At 39.0% G+C, this 20,101-nt stretch carries 23 protein-coding genes; 13 read left to right on the forward strand and 10 right to left on the reverse strand.

What is annotated here, in order from left to right:
- The first annotated feature begins 24 nt into the window (after nucleotides 1–24).
- The 6 genes from INQ00_RS04175 (at nucleotide 25) to fis (ending at nucleotide 4,916) form a co-directional block, all read left to right on the forward strand.
- Complete coding sequence (locus tag INQ00_RS04175) at nucleotides 25–279, forward strand: YhdT family protein (protein ID WP_014064732.1); 255 nt, start codon at nucleotides 25–27, stop codon at nucleotides 277–279.
- A complete protein-coding gene (gene panF, locus INQ00_RS04180) occupies nucleotides 279–1,703 on the forward strand; it encodes a sodium/pantothenate symporter (RefSeq protein WP_197547392.1) in 1,425 nt (474 codons plus the stop codon). The genes INQ00_RS04175 and panF overlap by 1 nt, the downstream gene beginning before the upstream one ends.
- Nucleotides 1,704–1,719: 16 nt before the next feature.
- Nucleotides 1,720–2,595 (forward strand): DMT family transporter, encoded by an 876-nt coding sequence (locus INQ00_RS04185; protein WP_197547393.1) that lies wholly within the window; start codon nucleotides 1,720–1,722, stop codon nucleotides 2,593–2,595.
- A 12-nt stretch (nucleotides 2,596–2,607) separates the two neighbouring features.
- Complete coding sequence (gene prmA, locus INQ00_RS04190) at nucleotides 2,608–3,495, forward strand: 50S ribosomal protein L11 methyltransferase (RefSeq protein WP_197547394.1); 888 nt, start codon at nucleotides 2,608–2,610, stop codon at nucleotides 3,493–3,495.
- 147 nt (nucleotides 3,496–3,642) lie between these two features.
- Nucleotides 3,643–4,623, forward strand: a complete 981-nt coding sequence (gene dusB / locus INQ00_RS04195; protein WP_049368236.1) for a tRNA dihydrouridine synthase DusB — start codon at nucleotides 3,643–3,645, stop codon at nucleotides 4,621–4,623.
- Nucleotides 4,617–4,916, forward strand: a complete 300-nt coding sequence (gene fis, locus INQ00_RS04200; protein ID WP_005696908.1) for a DNA-binding transcriptional regulator Fis — start codon at nucleotides 4,617–4,619, stop codon at nucleotides 4,914–4,916. The genes dusB and fis overlap by 7 nt, the downstream gene beginning before the upstream one ends.
- A gap of 46 nt (nucleotides 4,917–4,962) precedes the next feature.
- On the opposite strand, the gene INQ00_RS04205 is transcribed toward fis, so the two are convergent.
- The 4 genes from INQ00_RS04205 to bcp all read right to left on the reverse strand — a co-directional run bounded on the left by INQ00_RS04205 (nucleotide 4,963) and on the right by bcp (nucleotide 7,334).
- On the reverse strand, nucleotides 4,963–5,763 hold the full coding sequence (locus INQ00_RS04205) for an energy transducer TonB family protein (RefSeq protein ID WP_197547395.1): 801 nt from the start codon (nucleotides 5,761–5,763) through the stop codon (nucleotides 4,963–4,965).
- Nucleotides 5,760–6,236 (reverse strand): TonB system transport protein ExbD, encoded by a 477-nt coding sequence (gene exbD, locus INQ00_RS04210; protein ID WP_197547396.1) that lies wholly within the window; start codon nucleotides 6,234–6,236, stop codon nucleotides 5,760–5,762. Before exbD ends, INQ00_RS04205 begins: the two co-directional genes overlap by 4 nt.
- Before the next feature lie 2 nt (nucleotides 6,237–6,238).
- On the reverse strand, nucleotides 6,239–6,691 hold the full coding sequence (exbB, locus tag INQ00_RS04215; RefSeq protein WP_054419074.1) for a TonB-system energizer ExbB: 453 nt from the start codon (nucleotides 6,689–6,691) through the stop codon (nucleotides 6,239–6,241).
- Nucleotides 6,692–6,866: 175 nt separating this feature from the next.
- Nucleotides 6,867–7,334, reverse strand: coding sequence for a thioredoxin-dependent thiol peroxidase (gene bcp, locus INQ00_RS04220; RefSeq protein ID WP_197542785.1), 468 nt, complete (start codon nucleotides 7,332–7,334; stop codon nucleotides 6,867–6,869).
- Between the two features lie 117 nt (nucleotides 7,335–7,451).
- Here bcp and dapA point away from each other — a divergent pair, with 117 nt between their 5' ends.
- Together dapA and bamC are read left to right on the forward strand one after the other, a co-directional pair.
- Nucleotides 7,452–8,348, forward strand: coding sequence for a 4-hydroxy-tetrahydrodipicolinate synthase (gene dapA, locus INQ00_RS04225; RefSeq protein ID WP_197547397.1), 897 nt, complete (start codon nucleotides 7,452–7,454; stop codon nucleotides 8,346–8,348).
- A 100-nt stretch (nucleotides 8,349–8,448) separates the two neighbouring features.
- Nucleotides 8,449–9,450 (forward strand): NlpB/DapX family lipoprotein, encoded by a 1,002-nt coding sequence (gene bamC, locus INQ00_RS04230; RefSeq protein WP_197547398.1) that lies wholly within the window; start codon nucleotides 8,449–8,451, stop codon nucleotides 9,448–9,450.
- 63 nt (nucleotides 9,451–9,513) lie between these two features.
- Here bamC and INQ00_RS04235 read toward each other — a convergent pair whose 3' ends face one another.
- From INQ00_RS04235 to arsC, 3 genes are all read right to left on the reverse strand, one after another.
- The gene (locus INQ00_RS04235; RefSeq protein WP_049371484.1) at nucleotides 9,514–9,810 is read right to left on the reverse strand and encodes a DUF5377 family protein; all 297 of its coding nucleotides are present in this window, start codon (nucleotides 9,808–9,810) and stop codon (nucleotides 9,514–9,516) included.
- 25 nt (nucleotides 9,811–9,835) lie between these two features.
- A complete protein-coding gene (locus tag INQ00_RS04240) occupies nucleotides 9,836–10,090 on the reverse strand; it encodes an alternative ribosome-rescue factor A (protein ID WP_054419082.1) in 255 nt (84 codons plus the stop codon).
- A 65-nt stretch (nucleotides 10,091–10,155) separates the two neighbouring features.
- Nucleotides 10,156–10,506, reverse strand: a complete 351-nt coding sequence (gene arsC / locus INQ00_RS04245) for an arsenate reductase (glutaredoxin) (protein ID WP_054419085.1) — start codon at nucleotides 10,504–10,506, stop codon at nucleotides 10,156–10,158.
- Nucleotides 10,507–10,600: 94 nt separating this feature from the next.
- Between arsC and INQ00_RS04250 the strand changes: the two genes are divergently transcribed.
- Complete coding sequence (locus INQ00_RS04250) at nucleotides 10,601–11,647, forward strand: AI-2E family transporter (RefSeq protein WP_054419087.1); 1,047 nt, start codon at nucleotides 10,601–10,603, stop codon at nucleotides 11,645–11,647.
- A 36-nt stretch (nucleotides 11,648–11,683) separates the two neighbouring features.
- Here the strand turns inward: INQ00_RS04250 and tsaA are convergent, their stop codons facing one another.
- Nucleotides 11,684–12,421 carry a tRNA (N6-threonylcarbamoyladenosine(37)-N6)-methyltransferase TrmO gene (gene tsaA, locus INQ00_RS04255; RefSeq protein ID WP_197547399.1) on the reverse strand — a complete coding sequence of 246 codons (738 nt, stop codon included), beginning with the start codon at nucleotides 12,419–12,421 and terminating at the stop codon, nucleotides 11,684–11,686.
- A 61-nt stretch (nucleotides 12,422–12,482) separates the two neighbouring features.
- On the opposite strand from tsaA, the gene INQ00_RS04260 reads away from it, so the two are divergent.
- The 3 genes from INQ00_RS04260 (at nucleotide 12,483) to INQ00_RS04270 (ending at nucleotide 15,489) form a co-directional block, all read left to right on the forward strand.
- Nucleotides 12,483–13,394 (forward strand): 1,4-dihydroxy-2-naphthoate polyprenyltransferase, encoded by a 912-nt coding sequence (locus INQ00_RS04260; RefSeq protein ID WP_197547400.1) that lies wholly within the window; start codon nucleotides 12,483–12,485, stop codon nucleotides 13,392–13,394.
- Nucleotides 13,395–13,439: 45 nt separating this feature from the next.
- A complete protein-coding gene (gene rraA, locus INQ00_RS04265) occupies nucleotides 13,440–13,940 on the forward strand; it encodes a ribonuclease E activity regulator RraA (RefSeq protein WP_054419092.1) in 501 nt (166 codons plus the stop codon).
- Between the two features lie 163 nt (nucleotides 13,941–14,103).
- Nucleotides 14,104–15,489 carry a DASS family sodium-coupled anion symporter gene (locus INQ00_RS04270; RefSeq protein WP_197547401.1) on the forward strand — a complete coding sequence of 462 codons (1,386 nt, stop codon included), beginning with the start codon at nucleotides 14,104–14,106 and terminating at the stop codon, nucleotides 15,487–15,489.
- Between the two features lie 61 nt (nucleotides 15,490–15,550).
- On the opposite strand, the gene INQ00_RS04275 is transcribed toward INQ00_RS04270, so the two are convergent.
- Together INQ00_RS04275 and INQ00_RS04280 are read right to left on the reverse strand one after the other, a co-directional pair.
- The gene (locus INQ00_RS04275; RefSeq protein ID WP_197547402.1) at nucleotides 15,551–16,867 is read right to left on the reverse strand and encodes an MFS transporter; all 1,317 of its coding nucleotides are present in this window, start codon (nucleotides 16,865–16,867) and stop codon (nucleotides 15,551–15,553) included.
- Nucleotides 16,868–16,881: 14 nt separating this feature from the next.
- Nucleotides 16,882–17,589, reverse strand: a complete 708-nt coding sequence (locus tag INQ00_RS04280) for a 7-cyano-7-deazaguanine/7-aminomethyl-7-deazaguanine transporter (RefSeq protein WP_049381572.1) — start codon at nucleotides 17,587–17,589, stop codon at nucleotides 16,882–16,884.
- A gap of 241 nt (nucleotides 17,590–17,830) precedes the next feature.
- Between INQ00_RS04280 and INQ00_RS04285 the strand changes: the two genes are divergently transcribed.
- Nucleotides 17,831–20,086 carry a FepA family TonB-dependent siderophore receptor gene (locus tag INQ00_RS04285; protein ID WP_197547403.1) on the forward strand — a complete coding sequence of 752 codons (2,256 nt, stop codon included), beginning with the start codon at nucleotides 17,831–17,833 and terminating at the stop codon, nucleotides 20,084–20,086.
- The last annotated feature ends 15 nt before the right edge of the window (nucleotides 20,087–20,101 follow it).

Below are 20,101 nucleotides of genomic sequence, written 5' to 3' on the forward strand. Positions count from 1 at the left end.
AAAATTTTTTAACAGGAACTCAGAATGGAACTTTCACAACGATATAAACAAGCCGCCAAGGAGGCGCGCTGGGCATTAGGGTTAGCTATTTTTTATGTAATTGGATGGTGTGTTTGTGCTTATTTACCCAAAGACTCGCCTGGACCGATAGGTTTTCCGTTGTGGTTTGAATTATCCTGTATTTATTTACCCATTTTGTTTGTAGTCATTGGGTATTGGATTGTCAAAATTGTCTTTTTAGATATCCCGCTAGATGTTGAGTCAAAGGAGAATAAATAATGAATTTAGGTATTATTCTCCCATTAGCTATCTATTTAGTCTTCATCTTTGGCGCAGCATTATTTGCTTATGTAAAACGCAGTAAAGGTGATTTCCTTACGGAATATTATGTAGGAAATCGCTCCATGACGGGCTTTGTCCTTGCGATGACAACGGCTTCCACTTATGCCAGCGCCAGTTCTTTTGTTGGTGGACCAGGGGCTGCCTATAAATATGGGCTAGGTTGGGTATTACTCGCCATGATCCAAGTGCCGGCAGTGTGGTTAGCATTAGGTGCATTGGGCAAAAAGTTTGCATTACTTTCTCGCGAGACTAATGCGCTTACTATCAATGATTTATTTTTCTATCGTTATAAAAATAAATATCTCGTTTGGATTTCCAGTCTAGCATTGTTGCTTGCCTTCTTTGCCGCTATGGTTGTGCAATTTATTGGTGGCGCAAGATTGCTCGAAACCACGATAGGGATTCCTTACACTCATGCCTTGCTTATTTTTGCCTTAACGGTTGGCATTTATACTTTTATTGGTGGTTTCCGAGCCGTCGTGTTAACCGATACGATTCAAGGTACGGTAATGATTTTTGGCACAATCGTACTATTAGTGGGCGTGATTTACCATCTCGGTGGCGTAGAAAGTGCGGTCAATAAATTAACTGAAATTGATCCGAGTTTAGTGAGCCCTTACGGCCCGAATGAGATGCTTGATTTTCAATTTATGGCATCATTTTGGATCTTAGTCTGTTTCGGTGTGGTAGGTTTACCACATACAGCCGTGCGTTGCATGGCTTTCAAAGACAGTAAAGCCTTACATCGAGGCATGCTCATTGGTACGATTGTCCTTTCAGTCATTATGTTAGGGATGCATTTGGCGGGCGCTTTAGGACGTGCCGTTGTGCCAGATTTAACAGTATCAGATAAAGTCATTCCAACCTTAATGTTGGAAGTACTTCCACCTATTGTTGCTGGAATTTTCTTAGCCGCGCCAATGTCGGCGATTATGTCCACAGTTGATGCACAACTCATTCAATCCTCCTCAATTTTTGTGAAAGATTTATATCTTGCAAGCAAACCTGAAGCAGCGAAGAATGAAAAACGAATTAGCCGTATTTCATCAGTCATTACACTAATTTTATCGGCGTTGTTAATTCTCGCGGCACTGAATCCACCTGATATGATTATTTGGTTGAATCTATTTGCTTTCGGTGGATTAGAAGCAGCATTCCTTTGGGTGATTGTATTAGGCATTTATTGGGATAAAGCAAATGCAGCAGGTGCAATAAGCTCAATGGTGGTGGGATTAAGCAGTTATGTGTTGTTGACTCAATTTGGTATCAAACTATTTGGTTTTAATGCGATTGTACCTGCACTTGTATTTGGCTTGATTGCTTTCATCTTGGGTAACCAATTCGGCACAAAAAAACAGTAAAAATGGACCGCACTTTATGGTTTATCAAATTCTAGCATTGTTTATTTGGAGTAGTGCCTTTGTTGCCGCTAAATACACCTTTACAATGATGGACACCATTTTGATGATCCAAGCCCGTTTATTAATGGCGGCGATTATTGTGATGCCACTCTTTTTTCGTCGTTGGAAAGGCGTGTCTAAACCGATGCGAAAACAGCTTTGGTGGCTAGGTTTTTTCAATTATACCGCGACCTTTTTGCTGCAATTTATAGGTTTAAAATATACAAGCGCGGCGAGCGCAACGACCATGATTGGATTAGAGCCATTATGTGTGATTTTTGTAGGACATTTTTTCTTTCAAGATCGTGCCAAATGGTATCATTGGGTGTGTGGGGCTTTTGCCTTTTTAGGCGTAGCCATTTTAATTTTAGGTGGGCAAGGAAATGAAGGCTCAAGTGAAATTAGTTTATTGGGTTGCTCCTTAGTAGTGGCGGCAAGTATTGTGTTTGCTTGTTGTTTGCGTTGGACGAAAAAAGTGGTGGCAACGGTTTCAGCACAAGCCTATACATCCATTTCGATTGTGTTAGCAAGCATCACCATGCTGCCATTTACTTTATTGCTGACGGAAAACTGGGATATCCATTTTAACTGGCTTGGTTTCTTCGGTTTGATTTATCTCGGTGTAGCATGTAGTTGGTTTGCCTTTTGGTTGTGGAATAAAGGCTTAAATTCGGTGGATGCAAAAATCTCGGGAATTTTGACCGCACTTGAGCCGATTTTTGGTGTCTTTTTGGCAGTATTATTACTCAACGAAGAGGTTTCACTTGTTTCAGCGCTTGGAATTATCATTATTGTGGTTTCAGCCCTAGGCGTAAGTTTATTACCCAGATGGTTACATAAAGAAATTAATTAAAAGGAAAAGAAGATGGCGTGGATTCAAATTCGCTTAAATAGTACAAATGAAAAAGCTGAGAAAATTAGCGATTTTTTAGAAGAAATTGGCTCAGTTTCGGTCACATTTATGGATAGCCAAGATACACCGATTTTTGAACCACTTCCAGGCGAAACACGTTTGTGGGGAAATACGGATGTGATTGCATTATTTGATGCAGAAACCGATATGAATGAAATTGTGAGTTTGCTTAAACAAGCAAATCATTTAGATGAAAACACCGCTTACAAAATTGAGCAAATCGAGGATAAAGATTGGGAACGTGAATGGATGGATAACTTCCACCCAATGCAATTTGGCAAACGTTTATGGATTTGTCCAAGCTGGCGTGAAGTGCCGGATCAAAATGCAGTTAATGTGATGCTTGATCCTGGTTTAGCTTTTGGGACAGGTACTCACCCGACAACCGCACTTTGCTTAGAGTGGTTAGATGGTTTGGATTTAACAGGCAAAACAGTGATCGATTTTGGCTGTGGCTCCGGAATTCTTGCCATTGCTGCTCTTAAATTAGGGGCAAAAAATGCAATCGGTATTGATATCGATCCACAAGCAATTCTCGCCAGTCGAAATAATGCAGAACAAAATGGGGTGGTGGATCGTCTTCAACTTTTCTTATCCGATGATAAACCTGCAGATTTAAAAGCAGATGTTGTTGTGGCGAATATTCTTGCGGGTCCATTAAAAGAACTTTACCCGATTATTTCTCAATTAGTGAAAGAGGGGGGCGATCTTGGATTATCGGGTATTTTAGAAACTCAAGCACAATCGGTATGCGATGCGTATGCGCAATCGTTTAATTTAGATCCCGTAGCGGTGAAAGAGGAATGGTGCCGTATTACAGGTAAATTAAAATTGGCTTAATTTCTTTTTGTCAATTAAAAAAAGTGCATTTTTTGAACAAATTTCCCTTTGCAAAAAAACGAAAAATGCGTAATATAGCACCCCTTGTCGGTTGCTATTGTGGCCTGACTTGCTGGAGATAGGACTTGTAATTGGGGATAACATAAAATGCGAATTGGTTCTTATGAATTAAAAAATCGTATTTTATTGGCACCCATGGCAGGTATCACGGATCAACCTTTTCGACGTTTATGTGCTCATTACGGCGCGGGATTAACGTTTTCAGAGATGATGTCCACTAATCCACAAGTTTGGCATACAGAGAAATCGAAACTTCGTTTAGCACATAGTGAAGAGCTAGGATTAAATGCGGTGCAAATCGCAGGTTCTGATCCTTTAGAAATGGCCCAAGCTGCAGCAATTAATGTAGCCTATGGCGCTGAAATTATCGACATCAATATGGGCTGTCCCGCAAAGAAAGTGAATCGAAAGCTGGCGGGCTCTGCACTTCTTCAATTTCCCGATTTAGTGGAGAAAATTTTAAAAGAAGTCGTGAATGCCGTTGATGTGCCTGTGACGTTAAAAATTCGCACAGGTTGGGATAAAGCAAATCGAAACTGTGTGCAAATCGGCAAAATTGCAGAACAATCTGGTATTCAGGCTTTAACCATTCACGGGCGGACGAAAGAATGCTTATTTGAAGGGGAAGCGGAATACGACAATATTCGAGCAGTGAAACAATCAATTTCAATTCCAGTCATTGCGAATGGTGATATTGATTCTGCCTCGAAAGCGAAAAAGGTACTTGAGTATACAGGTGCCGATGCAATAATGATCGGTCGTGCCGCACTAGGCAATCCATGGCTTTTCCAAGCCGTCGAGGCCTTAGTGGAACATGATTCGATAATTCAAACTCCAAGTTTGCGTGAAAAGTGCGGTCATATTTTGCGTCATATTCAAGAACTCCATCAGTTCTATGGCGAGCAAAAAGGCTATCGAATAGCCCGCAAACACGTGGCTTGGTATTTACAGGGAATTCAACCCGATTCCGTTTTTAGACAGACTTTTAACGCAATTAATGAACCGAAAGAGCAGTTAATTGTGCTGGAAGATTTTTTAAATTCAATTTTGGATAAAGAAAAATGTTAGAACAACAACGTAGTCCGTCTGAAGCGTTAACCGTTTCAGTTTTAAACTCTCAATCACAAGTAACAAACAAACCATTACGTGATTCTGTAAAACAAGCTTTACGCAATTACCTATCACAATTAGATGGTCAAGATGTGAATGATCTTTACGAATTAGTATTAGCGGAAGTTGAACACCCGATGTTAGATATGATTATGCAATACACCCGCGGTAACCAAACCCGCGCAGCTAATATGCTCGGTATCAACCGTGGTACATTGCGTAAGAAATTGAAAAAATACGGTATGGGCTAATTAAAATTAGCAAAAAGAAAGGCGAACATCATGTTCGCCTTTTTATTTATTGAATGGTGAAACTAATTGGTACGCTTACTGAAGATGCAAATCCCGCAGGTTTTGGACCAACAGGTCTCGCACTTCTCACAGCTTCAAGTGCTGCATTATCTAAGCTTTCATCACCAGAAGATTTAGCAACACGCTCTCCAGACAGGGAACCATCTGCTCCAACACTAAAACTGACGTTAACAATACCTTGTTTACGCATCATTTTTGCGCGTGCAGGATAGCGTTTATGCCGTTCAATTTCACGTCGAATAGCCGCACGATAGGCATTATGTTCATCAGTATTGGCACCGGAACCACCTTGAATACCATTTGTGCCAGGTTGACCCGTAGTTGTCGCTTTAGAATTTGCCGTAGCCGTTGAATTAATATTCTTATCGCCAATCGGTAAATTCTTCGGCATTTCCACCGCTTTCTCTGCTTTTACCTCATTTTTAGGTTTTTCTTTTGGCTTCTCTTTCGGTTTTGGTTTCGGTTTTTCTATTGGTTTTTCTGGCTTTTTCTCAGGTTCTTTTTTCTTCTCAGGCTCTGGTTTCTTCGTTGGATCTGAGACAACTTCCTGTTTTTCAGGTTCCGGCTCTGCCTGTTGAGGTTCGGGTTCCGGCTCAGGAGCGGGTTCCTCCATTCTCATCCCTTGAATCATTTCCATTGATATTGTCGTGGATATTTCACCTGGAGCATTACTCGCCGCTTCATGTGGCGTATGCCAGTTCCAAAATAACGCTCCAAGGATGCTACCATGAACCAATAAAGAAATAAGCAAACCTAATAATGATCGTTTGGTTTGTTGGCTGTTCATTGACTAAGTCCTACTCCAACGCCTCCGCTTGCAACTCCACCTACTTCAGGCGTATTTTTTGACTCATTTCCTTGAGTCGTTTTGCTTGGGGCGCCTTTATCTTTCATGGAAACAATGGCGACATTTTTGATTTCATTTTTCGATAACATATCGGTAATGGTCACGAAATCTTGGAAAGAGGCGTCAGCATCAATTTTTAACGTTACTTTTTGGTCTTTATTCCAACCCATAATTTCTTTTTCAAGCGCTTCTTGTGAAATGGGCTTATCATTAAAATAAAGTTGTTTATCAGCCGTAACGGTTAATAATTTTGTTAATTCATCTGATTTGAATGCGACCGTAGAGCTGGCTTTTGGAACATTTACCTTAATTTTCCCTTGGGAAATAAAGGATGCGGTGACCAACACTATCGCTAATAACACCAACATAATGTCGATGAAAGGAATAATGTTGATTTCATCAAATTTTTTCACGATTATTCCTTATCTTTTTGAGCGTTTAATACTTTCCATTTCAAGCGATTTACTTCTACTTTACGACCTAAACCGCTATAGAACATCATGGAAGGAATTGCGACTAAAATACCTATTGCAGTTGCTTTTAATGCAAGAGAGAGGTGCATCATAATGGCTCCAGCATCGACTTCGCCATCGCCATGACCAATTTGGTAGAAAGTTAATAAAATCCCAATTACTGTACCGAGTAAGCCAACATAGGGCGCATTGGCACCAACAGTGGAGATTACGGTCATATTACGATTTAAATCAATTTCAAGTGCGTGAATATTGGAATATTTCGCTACGTTCACACTCTTTAAAAAGAGAAAACGCTCAATTACGGCGGTGAGCATGATCACACTCATCAGAAGTAGAATTCCGATAATTACGTAATCGCTATATTGTTCTAAAAACTCAAAAAGTTGTAGCATTTGATAGTCCTTGTATGGGTAATAAAAAAACACAAATTGAATTGAGAATGAATTTCAATTAGATGTGGATTCTATCAAATGGAAAATTAAGCGTAAATATAAATTAAAAAAATGAGTATTTTTTTACCGCACTTTGAGATAAATCAGAAAAGTGCGGTTGTTTTTGAGAGGTATTTTAACGGGATTGTAGGTAATCTAAGACAACTTGATGATGTTCGCCCGTTTTGAATTTATCAAAAACGTGCTGAATTTTGCCTTGCTCATCAATGAGAAAGGTAATACGGTGAATACCATCATAAACACGGCCCATGAATTTCTTTTCTCCCCATACGCCAAATTGCTCAGCAACCTGGTGATCTTCATCAGAAAGCAAGGTGAAATTGAGCGACTTTTTCTCAACAAATTGAGCCAATTTTTTTGGCGAATCTGTACTGATACCTAAAATGACTACGCCTAATTTTTCTAACTCACTTTTAGCATCACGCAAACCGCAAGCTTGAGTTGTACAGCCTGGCGTTAAGGCTTTCGGATAAAAATACACGAGTACTTTTTTACCTTTGAAGTCATTAAGTGAAACCGGTTGATTGTCTTGATTTAAAAGTGTGAATTGGGGAGCTAAGTCACCAGCCTGTAATGTTTTCATAAAAAATCCTTAAAAATGTAAAAAATGATTTGTAAATTCAAGCTATTTTAGCGATTATAACCAAATATTTTCAAATGTTATTGTTAATACGCAAAATAGATGTAAATGGAGCGCCTTATGACTACGCAAAACCCCTTATTTTCAGGCAGTATTGTTGCTTTAGTAACCCCGATGGATAACCACGGAAACATTGATTTTGAAACATTAGAAAAACTTATCGAGTTTCATATCAATGCGGGTACAGATTCGATTGTATCTGTGGGTACAACAGGAGAGTCTGCCACATTAAGCATTGAAGAAAATGTGAAGGTGATTGAAAAGACGGTTGAGTTAGCAAAAGGACGTATTCCAATCATTGCTGGCACCGGTGCGAATGCAACGAGTGAAGCCATTGTGATGACAAAATTATTACGTGATAGCGGTGTAGCAGGCTGTTTATCTGTTGTTCCTTACTACAATAAACCAACTCAAGAAGGCATGTTCCAACATTTTAAAGCGATTGCAGAATGCACGGATTTACCACAACTTCTTTATAACGTACCAGGTCGTACCGGTAGTGATATGAAACCTGAAACTGTGGCACGTTTGTCGCAAATTGAGAATATTGTGGGGATTAAAGAAGCAACAGGCGATTTAACTCGTATCACGGCGATTAAAGAATTAGCCGGTAAAGATTTCATTGTGTTAAGTGGGGATGATGCCACAGGGCTAGAAGCGATGAAATTAGGTGCAGAAGGTGTCATTTCTGTGACAAATAACCTTGCTGCAAAAGACATGGCCGCGATGTGTCGCTATGCTTTAGCGGGTGATTTTGCAAAAGCGGAAGAAATTAATGCCCGCTTAATGCCTTTACACCAAGATTTATTTATTGAATCAAACCCAATTCCAGTAAAATGGGCTGCATATCGTTTAGGTTTAATTAAGACTCCACACTTACGTTTACCACTTACAGTGTTAAGCGAAAGTGCGCAAGTAAAAGTAGAAGAAGCATTAAAAATTGCTGGCTTAATTTAATGAATTAAAGGGTTGTTTTTACAGCCCTTTAAACTTTCGGCTTTTTTATTTGTCAAAGAGCGGTCATTATTTTAATTATTTTTATTGAAGGATTTAAGGAATGAAAAAAATCGTACTGAGTTTAGTCGCGGCAGCATTATTATCGGCGTGTTCAAACAGCGTAGAAAAAATGCAGACGGCTAATGATACTTATCAAAATTCTGATCGTGAAATACCGAGCTTTTCTCCTTTAGCAAGCGGTGGTGTAACATTACCGCAAGCGGATCCGACTTATGAACTTCCTCAGCTTAATGCGAAAAAAGAACGCGTGGATATTCGTCCGCCTTCAACACCATTAGCGATTATCAAAAACTCTTTAACACAATTTGATGGCGAACGTGCATTGATTGTTTATACGGATGCACAAGCAGAGCTTTATAATCTCAAACAAATTGAGCGTTTATTGAAAGAAGAAGGCACGAATTCAACTTTAAATGGTGCGGTATTAATTAGCGATTGGGCGCCAACGGGTCGTGCAGATGATAAAGCCAATACAGAGATCCGTTATAAAATTGAACAAGTTACGGCGCAAGATGCAAGTGCGTTAGCGGTTTCTGTAGAACAAATGCGTCGTGATGGTGTGATTTATACGCCAAATCAAGCTGATAAGCAGCGCTATGCATCTGATCGTTTAAATCGTTTTGTTTCGGCGCTCACTAGCGCTTATAACAAGCAACAACAAGATTTAAGTAGTGCTTCTGTAGGACCTTTCCAATCTGGTTTAATTACTGATACGAATGGCAGAATGGCATTGGGTATGGATGCAAGCTTTGGTCAAGCATGGCAACGTTTAGGTTCTGCTCTACCGAAATTAGGCTTTAAAGCAACATCTGAATCTGCAGGCCGTGGTTATCGTGAATTGAAATATAAACCATTGGATAAACAAGAGTGGTTACGTTTAGGTGTGAATCCGCCTAATCTAGAAAAAGGCGTTTACCAAATGCAAATTTCTGCGGTGGGTAAACAAAGTGCGGTCGTGATCACTGATGAAGATGGCAAGGCATTACCAAATGAAGCTGCTCAATCCCTCTATTCCGCGCTAGGTGTGTTACTTGCGCAATAATATAATAAGTCGATAAATAAAAAGTGCGGTTCAATTTGACCGCACTTTTTTATTAGAAAAAATTTATTCAGCTTTCACGCCTAAGTTACCCATTTTTACGCCGAGGTTACCGAGTGAAACTGGGTCCAAATAATCCCCTAAGAATTTGAATAACTCACTTAATTCTGTAAATGAGCGTTTGATTTTTACTTGATCTTCTACTTTACGCACAAATTCATAACGCACATTTTCGCCTTCAAAATAAGCCGTGAGCGTGAGATAAATGGTTTCAAAAAAGTGGCTTTGAGCACCTTCTTCACCTGGATCACTGATACGGACATTCCAAGTATTGTTAAATAAAACTTCTGTTTTGATTGACATATAGACTTCCTCTGTTTGTTATTTTTTATACTGAAATTGAAACGAAAAACCCGATGATAAAATTTCTGAAATCAAAAACTTTATCATCGGGCTTTTCAAACCAATTGCTCGCATATTTTGCTTTTCGTTGGTAACTGCCTTTGCCTTTACGTTTTTTCTCAACGCGTTGGCGGAATAATTTGTCGTGTAATAGTGCCATCACAGCATTATCTTTCACGACTCCTTTGGAGTGTTGATAAATGGGCTGATTTTCAACCGCACTTTTTGTTTTTTTTGTCATATTTACCTCTAAAAAATTGCCGTGAAGTGTTTCACGGCAAGTCATTATAGCGAAAATGAATAAAATTACAAAATGGCGAGTACGCTTTCAGGCGGTCGTCCAATTTTGGCTTTTTCACCTTTTACCACAATCGGGCGCTCTAATAAGGCTGAATTTTCACTGATGGCTTTTAATAACTCATCCTTAGTTAATGCAGGATTATCTAACCCTAATGATTGATAAAGCTCATCTTTGGTACGCATCATTTTTCTAACATCATCTAATCCTAATTTATTAGCCAGTTGCTGTAATGCTTCAACAGAGTAGTGTTGTTGCAAATAAAGTTCAATCGTCGGTTGGATACCTTTTTCTTCTAATAAAGCTAAGGTTTCACGGCTTTTTGAACAGCGCGGATTATGGTAAATCTTAACAGACATAACGTTTCCTTCTATTTTATGTTGAATGAGTGGATATAGGATTGATTTAAATTTTAACTTATAATGACAAAAAATACTTGTTTAGGAAGACTTTATGTTAGAAATGCTAAAAAATTGGTATAGCCGTCGCTTAAGCGATCCGCATGCGATGGGGCTACTTGCCATTTTGTTGTTTGGCTTTATTGCGATTTATTTCTTTAGTGATTTAATCGCCCCGTTGCTGATTGCCATTGTATTAGCATATTTATTGGAAATGCCGATTAATTTTTTAACGAAAAAATTAAAATTTCCTCGAATGCTTGCCACGTTAATTATTTTTGGTGGCTTTCTAACCTTAGCGTTATTAATTTTCTTCGGGCTTGTACCAACATTATGGAATCAAACGATTTCCTTGTTAAGCGATTTGCCAGCCATGTTCAATAAGTTACATGAATGGTTATTAGCCCTTCCTGAGCATTATCCTGAACTCATCGATTACACCATGATTGACACCTTTTTTAGTGCGGCTCGAGCGAAGATTTTGGGCTTTGGTGAATCTGCGGTGAAATTGTCGATTACTTCATTAATGAACCTTGTATCACTGGGTATCTATGCATTTTTAGTGCCATTAATGATGTTCTTTATGCTGAAAGATAAAACAGAACTTCTTGCTGGTGTAAGCCGATTTTTGCCTAAAAACCGTCTTTTAGCGTCTAAAGTATGGAATGAGATGCAGCAACAAATTGCGAATTATATTCATGGCAAATTGTTAGAAATTTTGATTGTTGGCGTGGTGACTTATATTATCTTTTTAAGCTTTGGTTTAAATTATCCGCTGTTACTTTCTGTTGTCGTAGGTCTCTCTGTCTTAGTCCCTTATATTGGTGCGGTATTGGTGACGATTCCCGTTGCTTTAGTCGCCATGTTCCAGTTTGGCATTTCCCCAACGTTTTGGTATTTAATTGTGGCCTTTGCGGTGAGTCAACTTCTAGATGGAAACTTGTTGGTGCCGTATTTATTCTCTGAAGTTGTTAATTTACATCCTTTAGTAATCATTATTTCAGTGTTGATTTTTGGCGGATTATGGGGGTTCTGGGGCGTATTCTTCGCTATTCCGTTGGCAACGCTCGTTAAAGCTGTGCTGAATGCATTACCGGATTAGACAGAATTAAAACGATAAAAAGAAAGCTGACGAAAGTCAGCTTTTTTGTTCTTTTAATTTTTGGATATCCAAAATTTCCACACAATTTGTTGTCCCTGCTTTAATGCGCCATTTAATATTAAATTCGTACAGACTAATACCGTAAATACGATCGGTTTCTTTACCTTGTTGATAAGCCGGGCGGGGATCTTGTGCGATCACTTCTGTAATAAATCTCGCTAAGTGCGGTCGGTTTTTGTGATATTTTTCAACCGCACTTTGGGCGATTTCTGTAAATTCTACGTTTAATTTTGCAGGTGGTTTTTCTTGCGCAAAACTTGATTTTGCCTGAGGTTCACTATCAGCATAGGCAATATAAGGCTTAATATCAAAAATAGGTGTGCCATCGACAAGATCCACGGAGCCCAAATGCAGAAAAATACGTCCATGAATACATTCCACTTGGCGTAATTCAACTTTGGATAAGCCTAGAGGATTAGGGCGATGCGTAGCGCGTGAAGCAAATACACCGACACGTTGATTGCCCCCTAAACGAGGGGGACGAACAGTTGATTGCCATTTTCCATGCGGTACTTTGTCAAATTGGAAAATAAGCCAAAGATGGCTAAATTGCTCTAATCCTCGCACAGCTTCTGTCGAATTATACGGAGGGAGCAGTTCTACAATACCAATACCATCTTGTACTAAATCTGGTTGGCGTGGCACTGAGAATTTTTCTTTGTAAGGCGTGTGAATCACCGCAATTGGGTGAAGAGTCAGTGTTAAATCATTCATAAAAAGGCAATTTCCGTGTAGAATACGCCCTTTATTGTAATCAAAAGTGCGGTCAAAAAAAATGACAAATCATAAATTGAAAATGTGGTGGGAAACCGCTCGCCCAAAAACCTTGCCTTTGGCATTAGCTTCTATTTTTACTGGCTCAGCATTGGCATATTGGGCGGATAAAGAAAGTTTTAATCTCACCGTGATGTTACTTTGCTTGCTTACCACCATTTTATTGCAAGTCCTTTCCAACTTTGCTAACGATTACGGCGATCATCAAAAAGGGTCAGATACTGAAGAACGTATTGGGCCTTTACGCGGTATTCAGCAAGGTGCGATTTCCGCAAATGAACTTAAGTGGGGCTTAATTTTAATGGCGGTGGGAGCATTTTTCTCAGGTGCATTCTTAATTGGTATCGCATATCAAAGTCTCACAGATTTATTGGTCTTTGCGGGTTTGGGTATTCTAGCTATTATTGCTGCCATTACTTATACCGTAGGGGCTAAACCTTATGGTTATTTAGGTTTAGGCGATCTGTCAGTATTGCTCTTTTTTGGACTATTAGGTGTAGGGGGAACTTACTATCTACAAACTCACAGCATTGATAACTTAATTACGTTACCTGCTTTAGGCTCCGGTTTATTGGCGACAGCCGTTTTAAATATCAATAATTTACGTGATATTGAGCAAGATGCGAAAGTAGGAAAAAACACCTTAGTTGTACGTATTGGACCGAAGAAAGGACGTATTTATCACTGTGTTTTATTAAGCGTTGCCGCTTTATGTTATGTGCTATTTGCGGTATCAACCGCATTTAGTCCTTGGCATTTCTTATTTTTATTAGCATTTCCATTATTATTAAAACACGCATTATTTGTTTATCGTAGTAAAGAGCCTGCAGTGTTACGTCCGATGTTAGCACAGATGTCAATGATTTCTTTATTTATCAATATCTTGTTTAGTTTAGGCTTGCTTATCGGCTAAATCGGCTTATACTAGAGAAAAAATTTTAACGACAAGGGGTACATTATGTATATCGATACTTCAGAACTTTGTGATATTTATGCTGATCAAGTAGATGTGGTTGAGCCAATTTTTTCTAGCTTTGGTGGCGTCAGCAATTTCTACGGCAAAGTGACGACAGTAAAATGTTTTGAAAATAATGGATTAATTGCCGAGATCCTTGAAGAAAATGGTGAAGGCAGAGTGCTTGTCGTAGATGGTGGTGGTGCAGTACGTCGTGCTTTAATTGATGCTGAGCTTGCACAACTTGCCGCAGATAATGACTGGGCGGGCATTATTGTTTATGGTGCAGTGCGTCAAATTCAACAACTTGAAAATATTGATATTGGTATCCATGCGCTTGCACCAATTCCAGTTGGCGCAGATGAAAATAATCATGGTGAAAGTGATCTTCCAGTGAATTTTGGTGGCGTGACGTTCTTCCCTGAAGATTACATTTATGCCGATTTAACAGGTATTATTCTTTCACAAGAAGCATTAGATTTAGAAGATTTCGAAGAAGAATAATTTTGAAATTATTGACCTTTTTAAAGTGCGGTTAGAAATAACCGCACTTTTTTTGTTAAAATTTTTTTGAACAAGATCACATTTTAAACATTTGTTGGTTGAAAGTTTGTAACATTCATTTAACATCGCAAATAGTTCATCTGTAATCAGTTTGGAGGGACTCATGAACGAAACAAACACAACTAAAAATTATAAAAGTGGGATTATCTTTCTGCTGGCGATAGCCTGTTTTTTTATTTTATTAAAATCTTTACCTTTCGCGCCTAAGGAAAATGCTGGTTTAGCATTATTAGCCTTTGTGGCGATTCTTTGGTTAACTGAGGCATTGCATGTCACAGTAACCGCTCTGTTGGTGCCATTACTTGCGATTGCCCTTGATTTGGTGACAACCAAGCAAGCTTTAGTCGCGTTTGCCGATCCAACCATTTTCTTATTCTTTGGTGGCTTTGCTTTAGCGACAGCTTTACATATACAAAAACTCGATAAAATGATTGCCAATAAAATCATGGCAATGGCCCGTGGGAATTTATTTGTCGCTGTGATGTATCTTTTCTCTATCACTGCTTTCCTTTCTATGTGGATGAGTAACACTGCGACAGCTGCAATGATGTTACCTTTAGCCATGGGGATCTTAAGCCAACTTGATAAAGAAAAAGAACACAATACTTATGTTTTTGTATTATTGGGTATTGCATACAGTGCGAGTATTGGTGGTATGGGGACATTAGTAGGTAGTCCACCAAATGCTATCGTCGCAAGTAACTTACATTTAACCTTCTCTGATTGGTTATGGTATGGCTTGCCAATTATGATTATTTTGATGCCATTAATGGTTGGTACGCTTTTCATTGTATTTAAACCAAAACTTAATTTACGTTTTGAGCAAAACTTTGAACGTATTGAAATGAATGGTCAACGCGTTTTAACGCTTGTGATTTTTGCTGTGATTGCACTCTGTTGGGTATTCAGTAGCTATATCAATCCAATGATTTCAGGTGTATTTGGTCTTGCCAAAAATATCGGTAGTTTTGATAGCGTGGTGGCCTTGCTTGCTGCTGTTGTTATTTGTTCTACTGGTGTCGCAAACTGGAAACAAATTCAAGAAAATACTGACTGGGGCGTATTGATGCTTTTCGGTGGTGGTTTAACCTTGAGTGCAGTGTTAAAAGATTCTGGTGCAAGTAAAGTTTTAGCTGATGGTATTGTATTCTTAGTTCAAGGACAACATTACTACCTCATCGGTTTATTGGTCGCAACCTTCATTATTTTCTTAACTGAATTCACTTCCAATACCGCGAGTGCAGCGTTATTAGTACCAATCTTTATTTCTATCGCACAATCTCTCGGTATGCCGGAAATTGGTCTTGCGTTAATTATCGGTTTAGGTGCATCTTGTGCATTTATGTTACCGGTAGCAACACCGCCAAATGCAATCGTATTTGGTACAGGTGAGGTTCGCCAAAGTGATATGGTTAAAGCTGGATTTATCTTAAATATTGTATGTATACTCGTTATCGCGACAATAGGATATTATTTCTGGTTGAATTAATCATATAAAGAAAAGGGCGTGTTGGATATTCAACACGCCTTTTTATTATTTTTTACAAAGATTATGCTTTAATTTCTGAGCGGCTTTTTAAGAAAAAGAGTGCGACTGTTGAGATCAGCATAACGAAGCCAACGCCAACATATAAGCTCTGTTTGTCCCAGCCCATATATAATAATCGACCCGCAATCATAGGGGCAAGAATCGCACCAATACGACCGATACCAATCGACCAGCCCACACCGGTGCTACGAATATCGGCATCATAAGTAAGAGGGTTTAAGGTATAAAGACCGCTGATACAGCCATTCATGAGCGCACCAACTAAAATACCGAATACCATCGCAATCCATAAAACGGATGAAGATAGGATAAAGGTAATGATCGCGGCGGAAGATAATATGGTGAATAAAATCAACACACCTCGCGACGTCCAACGGCTAGCCAGTAAGCCATAGATTAAGGCGCCACAAGTGCCCCCTAATGAAATCATCATCCCTACGCTCACACTTTGCTCTGTCGTCATGCCCGCTTCTTTTAATAAGGCTGGTGTCCATGAGCTAATAAAATAGAAACTGAACATGATGGAGAAGAAAGCTGTCCAAATTAACAGAGTAGAATGTAAGTATTTTTCGCTGAATAATTGGTCAATAGGCAATTTAGTCTTAATTTTTTCCGTTTTTTCTGGAAGTTTCCAATCACCGGCTAAACCTATTCTTTTGGCGATTAAATTTAACCGCACTTCTGCATTTTTAGGTTGTTTGGAGGTGAGGAAGTCAATGGATTCCGGTAACCAAATAAATAAAACCACTAAAAGTAAACCGGTCAAGATAGCACCTGCTAAAAATACAGAACGCCAGCCATACTCACCTTGCAACATTACCGCGAACATACCGCCTAATACCGCCCCGATACCAAAACCAGCAGCATAAACACTGATCGCAAAGCTACGCCATTTGCGAGAGGAATATTCGCTGGTGATCACGTTTGTACCCACTAAAATACCGCCGACGCCAAGACCGGTGATAATGCGCCAGAAACCGAGCCATTGATATTGTGAGATAAACGCCGAGCCTAACATCCCGATAGCGGAGAGTGATACTGCCATTAATAACAATGGGCGGCGACCAATTTTATCCGCAAGTGGTGCAAGGAAAAGTGAGCCGGCAGTCATCCCAAATAAGCCGGCACTTAATAAATAACCTAACTCAATCCCCGTGAGGCCAAACTCGTCACGAATGGCTGTTGCAGTGAAGGCCAGGGCTAATACATCAAAGCCATCAAGTAAATTCATGATAGCAGCCATGACCACAATCATCCATTGATAAGCCCCCATTGGGCTTTGTTCTATTTTGGCTCTAAGAGAAAGGGTTTCAGTCATTTTATTTCCTTAGGTTAAGCAAACTGGCGGGAGCTTGCGAGAGATTGAAGTTTACGCAAAATCATGCTGAGTACCACGCCATAAGCGGGAACAAACAAGACGATGCCGACAAATAATTTAAATAAGTAATCGACGAATCCAAGGCTAAACCAATGTTCTGCCATAAATGGATCACTACTTTTATAAAATGCTACACAAAAGAACATAAAGGTATCGGCAAGGGAACCAAATGTCATGGAGCTGCTCGGGGCAATCCACCATGTTTTTAATTGGCGTAAGCGGTTGAATACTAACACATCTAATAATTGTCCGAAAACATAAGCACAGAAGCTGGCGAACGCAATACGGAAAACAAACATATTGAATTCACTTAATGCACCTAAGCCTTGATATTGTCCATTAGAGAAAACAACAGAAACAATGTAACTCACGATAAGCGCTGGAATCATTACGATAAAGATGATCCAACGCGCTTCTTTCGCCCCAAATACACGTACCGTTAAATCAGTGGCTAAGAAAATAAATGGGAAAGTGAGTGTGCCCCATGTGCTGTGGAATGAGAAATCATCAGCAAAACCAAGTGCGGTCAATTTTAAATTGATTTCAAAGGGAATTTGAACGAAATAATTACTGGCTGTGATGATGAAGATATGAAATAAGCTTAATAAAATTAAAGCAAAACGTTTTTGTTGATCATTGAAGATCGGGGTATTAATTTTCATTTTAAGACCTTTTTAGTTAGTTAATCGGGGGTAGGGAACCCGACATGAGAAATAAATCCGCCAAATTGGCGAGCCGTGAATAATACTAGAATTTATTGGGATTGCAAGAAAGTGCGGTCAAAAAATTAGGTATTTTATTTAAATCCAATAAAAATGATAAGAATTGTTATTTACACCAAAATTGTATTGTACTAGAATTCTCGGGCATTATTTATTCCACATATGCCAGGAGAGCATTTCTATGTATAAATCTAATCATTTAAAAACAACATCATTTTTCGCATTAAGCACATTAACCATCGCCCTTTTTTCAAGTTATTCTTATGCGGAAGAGCAACTTGAGGAAATTAAAGTGACAGCGGAAGCTCAAGTGAAACAATCGCTCGGTTCTTCTCTTATTACGGCAAAAGATTTCGAAAAACGCCCAGCAACGAATGATGTATCTGAAGTATTACGTACCATGCCAGGTGTGAATTTAACGGGTAACTCATCTACAGGACAACGCGGAAATAAACGTCAAATTGATATTCGTGGTATGGGACCAGAAAATACATTGATTTTAGTGGATGGTAAACCAGTCACCTCTCGTAATGCAGAACGTTATGGTGTGCGTGGTGAGCGTAACTCTCGTGGCGACAGCAACTGGGTACCAGTTGAAGCGATTGAAAAAATTGAAGTATTACGTGGCCCTTCAGCAGCACGCTATGGTTCAGGTGCAATGGGTGGGGTGGTTAATATTATCACTAAACCTGTTACCAATGATTTACACGGTAGCTTAAGTTATTACACCAACCAACCAGAAGATAGCAAAGAAGGCGCAACGAACCGTGTCGGTTTTAATCTAAGCGGGGCATTAATTAAAGATGTATTGCAATTCCGTTTATATGGTAACTGGAACAAAACAGAAGCAGATGAAGTCGGCATTAATGGCGATCCTGCAATTGCTGGTCGTGAAGGTGTACGTAATAAAGATATTAATGGCCGTTTAGTGTGGAATATCAATGAGAAAAATAAATTAACCTTGGATTCTGGCTTCAGTCGTCAAGGCAATATTTATAATGGTGATACGCAAAATAGTTCGGCAGGGCTTTACAATAATAAAAACTATCCTGAAACCAAAACCTTGGCAGGAAGCAAAGCTGAAACCGCTCGTTTATATCGTCAGAACTATGCTTTAACCTATGAAGGTAAATTCGATCATTTCGACAATAAAACCTATGTTGCTTTTGATAAAACTAAAAACAGCCGTTTACCAGAATATTTAGCAGGTGGCCCAGAGGGCAGTTATTCTAGTACATCAGCTTTTAGTGATTCCATTCTTAAAAATACGCGTTTTAGTTCAGAATTCTATATCCCATTTACCTTGGGTGTGGATCATATGCTGACAATTGGTTTTGAAGGTGTACACAGCAGTTTAGATGATGACGCTTCTATGACACAGTTACTTGGTGGACGACGAGATAAAAAGACAGGGAAAGTACTTTATGATTTGAAAGAACATTTACCAACTAGCATTTCAAATGTACGAGGAGGTCATAGTAGTCAAACTGAATGGGCAGTATTTGTTGAAGATAATATTTCAGCAACCCAATCTACCATCCTAACGCCATCTTTACGTTATGATTACAACAGTTATTCTGGTTCTAACGTAAGTGGTGGATTAAACTTCTTACAAAGCCTCAACGATGATTGGAGAATTAAAGGTGGGATTGCAAGAGCTTATAAAGCACCGAACCTTTATCAAACTAACCCAAATTACTTGCTATTTACCTTAGGTCAAGGTTGTCCAACGAATGTACCAAATAATAAAACTTGTTATTTCCAAGGTAATAGCGACATTAAACCGGAAACCAGCTGGAATAAAGAAATCGGAATTGAATATGATAAAAATGGACTTCTTGCTTCTGTGGCTTACTTCCGTAATGATTATCGTAACAAAATCGTGTCTAATGGTGAATTTATCGGTTTAACTAACTTAGGTAACTATGTGTATAAATGGGGTAATGCAAACCGCGCAGTGATTGAAGGTTTTGAAGGTAATCTGACATTACCACTAATCCAAGATAAATTAAACTGGGTGAATAACTTCACTTATATGCATAAAACCAAAAATAAAGATACGGGTAACCCGCTTTCTATCGTGCCGAAATATACGTTGAATTCAAGTTTAAGTTATCAAATCACTGATAGTTTGGATGCAATGTTAACTTATACGCAATACGGTAAACAAAAATCCCGTAAAAATCCAGAGAACCGTATGGAAAATGGTAACGATAAAAATATTAATCAGCTTGCTGGCTCAGAAGATATTGGTGGTTATGCAGTTTGGGGATTAAGTGCAGGTTATAATTTGAAAGATACAATCAGCATTCGTGTTGGCGTAAGTAACTTATTTGATAAACGCATTTATCGTTCATCAAGCAGTACAAATTACAATGCTCATACTTATAACGAACCTGGTCGTGCGTATTATGCAACAGTAAAATATTCATTTTAATTGAGCATTTAGAAC

This window comes from Haemophilus parainfluenzae, from assembly GCF_014931275.1.
GTDB lineage: Bacteria > Pseudomonadota > Gammaproteobacteria > Enterobacterales > Pasteurellaceae > Haemophilus_D.

What these genes read in the sequence shown, in the direction of transcription:
- INQ00_RS04175 (WP_014064732.1), top strand. Translation starts at nt 25, where the DNA reads ATGGAACTTTCACAACGATATAAACAAGCCGCCAAGGAGGCGCGCTGG.
- panF (WP_197547392.1), top strand. Translation starts at nt 279, where the DNA reads ATGAATTTAGGTATTATTCTCCCATTAGCTATCTATTTAGTCTTCATC.
- INQ00_RS04185 (WP_197547393.1), top strand. Translation starts at nt 1,720, where the DNA reads ATGGTTTATCAAATTCTAGCATTGTTTATTTGGAGTAGTGCCTTTGTT.
- prmA (WP_197547394.1), top strand. Translation starts at nt 2,608, where the DNA reads ATGGCGTGGATTCAAATTCGCTTAAATAGTACAAATGAAAAAGCTGAG.
- dusB (WP_049368236.1), top strand. Translation starts at nt 3,643, where the DNA reads ATGCGAATTGGTTCTTATGAATTAAAAAATCGTATTTTATTGGCACCC.
- fis (WP_005696908.1), top strand. Translation starts at nt 4,617, where the DNA reads ATGTTAGAACAACAACGTAGTCCGTCTGAAGCGTTAACCGTTTCAGTT.
- INQ00_RS04205 (WP_197547395.1), bottom strand. Translation starts at nt 5,763, where the DNA reads ATGAACAGCCAACAAACCAAACGATCATTATTAGGTTTGCTTATTTCT.
- exbB (WP_054419074.1), bottom strand. Translation starts at nt 6,691, where the DNA reads ATGCTACAACTTTTTGAGTTTTTAGAACAATATAGCGATTACGTAATT.
- bcp (WP_197542785.1), bottom strand. Translation starts at nt 7,334, where the DNA reads ATGAAAACATTACAGGCTGGTGACTTAGCTCCCCAATTCACACTTTTA.
- dapA (WP_197547397.1), top strand. Translation starts at nt 7,452, where the DNA reads ATGACTACGCAAAACCCCTTATTTTCAGGCAGTATTGTTGCTTTAGTA.
- bamC (WP_197547398.1), top strand. Translation starts at nt 8,449, where the DNA reads ATGAAAAAAATCGTACTGAGTTTAGTCGCGGCAGCATTATTATCGGCG.
- INQ00_RS04235 (WP_049371484.1), bottom strand. Translation starts at nt 9,810, where the DNA reads ATGTCAATCAAAACAGAAGTTTTATTTAACAATACTTGGAATGTCCGT.
- INQ00_RS04240 (WP_054419082.1), bottom strand. Translation starts at nt 10,090, where the DNA reads ATGACAAAAAAAACAAAAAGTGCGGTTGAAAATCAGCCCATTTATCAA.
- arsC (WP_054419085.1), bottom strand. Translation starts at nt 10,506, where the DNA reads ATGTCTGTTAAGATTTACCATAATCCGCGCTGTTCAAAAAGCCGTGAA.
- INQ00_RS04250 (WP_054419087.1), top strand. Translation starts at nt 10,601, where the DNA reads ATGTTAGAAATGCTAAAAAATTGGTATAGCCGTCGCTTAAGCGATCCG.
- tsaA (WP_197547399.1), bottom strand. Translation starts at nt 12,421, where the DNA reads ATGAATGATTTAACACTGACTCTTCACCCAATTGCGGTGATTCACACG.
- INQ00_RS04260 (WP_197547400.1), top strand. Translation starts at nt 12,483, where the DNA reads ATGACAAATCATAAATTGAAAATGTGGTGGGAAACCGCTCGCCCAAAA.
- rraA (WP_054419092.1), top strand. Translation starts at nt 13,440, where the DNA reads ATGTATATCGATACTTCAGAACTTTGTGATATTTATGCTGATCAAGTA.
- INQ00_RS04270 (WP_197547401.1), top strand. Translation starts at nt 14,104, where the DNA reads ATGAACGAAACAAACACAACTAAAAATTATAAAAGTGGGATTATCTTT.
- INQ00_RS04275 (WP_197547402.1), bottom strand. Translation starts at nt 16,867, where the DNA reads ATGACTGAAACCCTTTCTCTTAGAGCCAAAATAGAACAAAGCCCAATG.
- INQ00_RS04280 (WP_049381572.1), bottom strand. Translation starts at nt 17,589, where the DNA reads ATGAAAATTAATACCCCGATCTTCAATGATCAACAAAAACGTTTTGCT.
- INQ00_RS04285 (WP_197547403.1), top strand. Translation starts at nt 17,831, where the DNA reads ATGTATAAATCTAATCATTTAAAAACAACATCATTTTTCGCATTAAGC.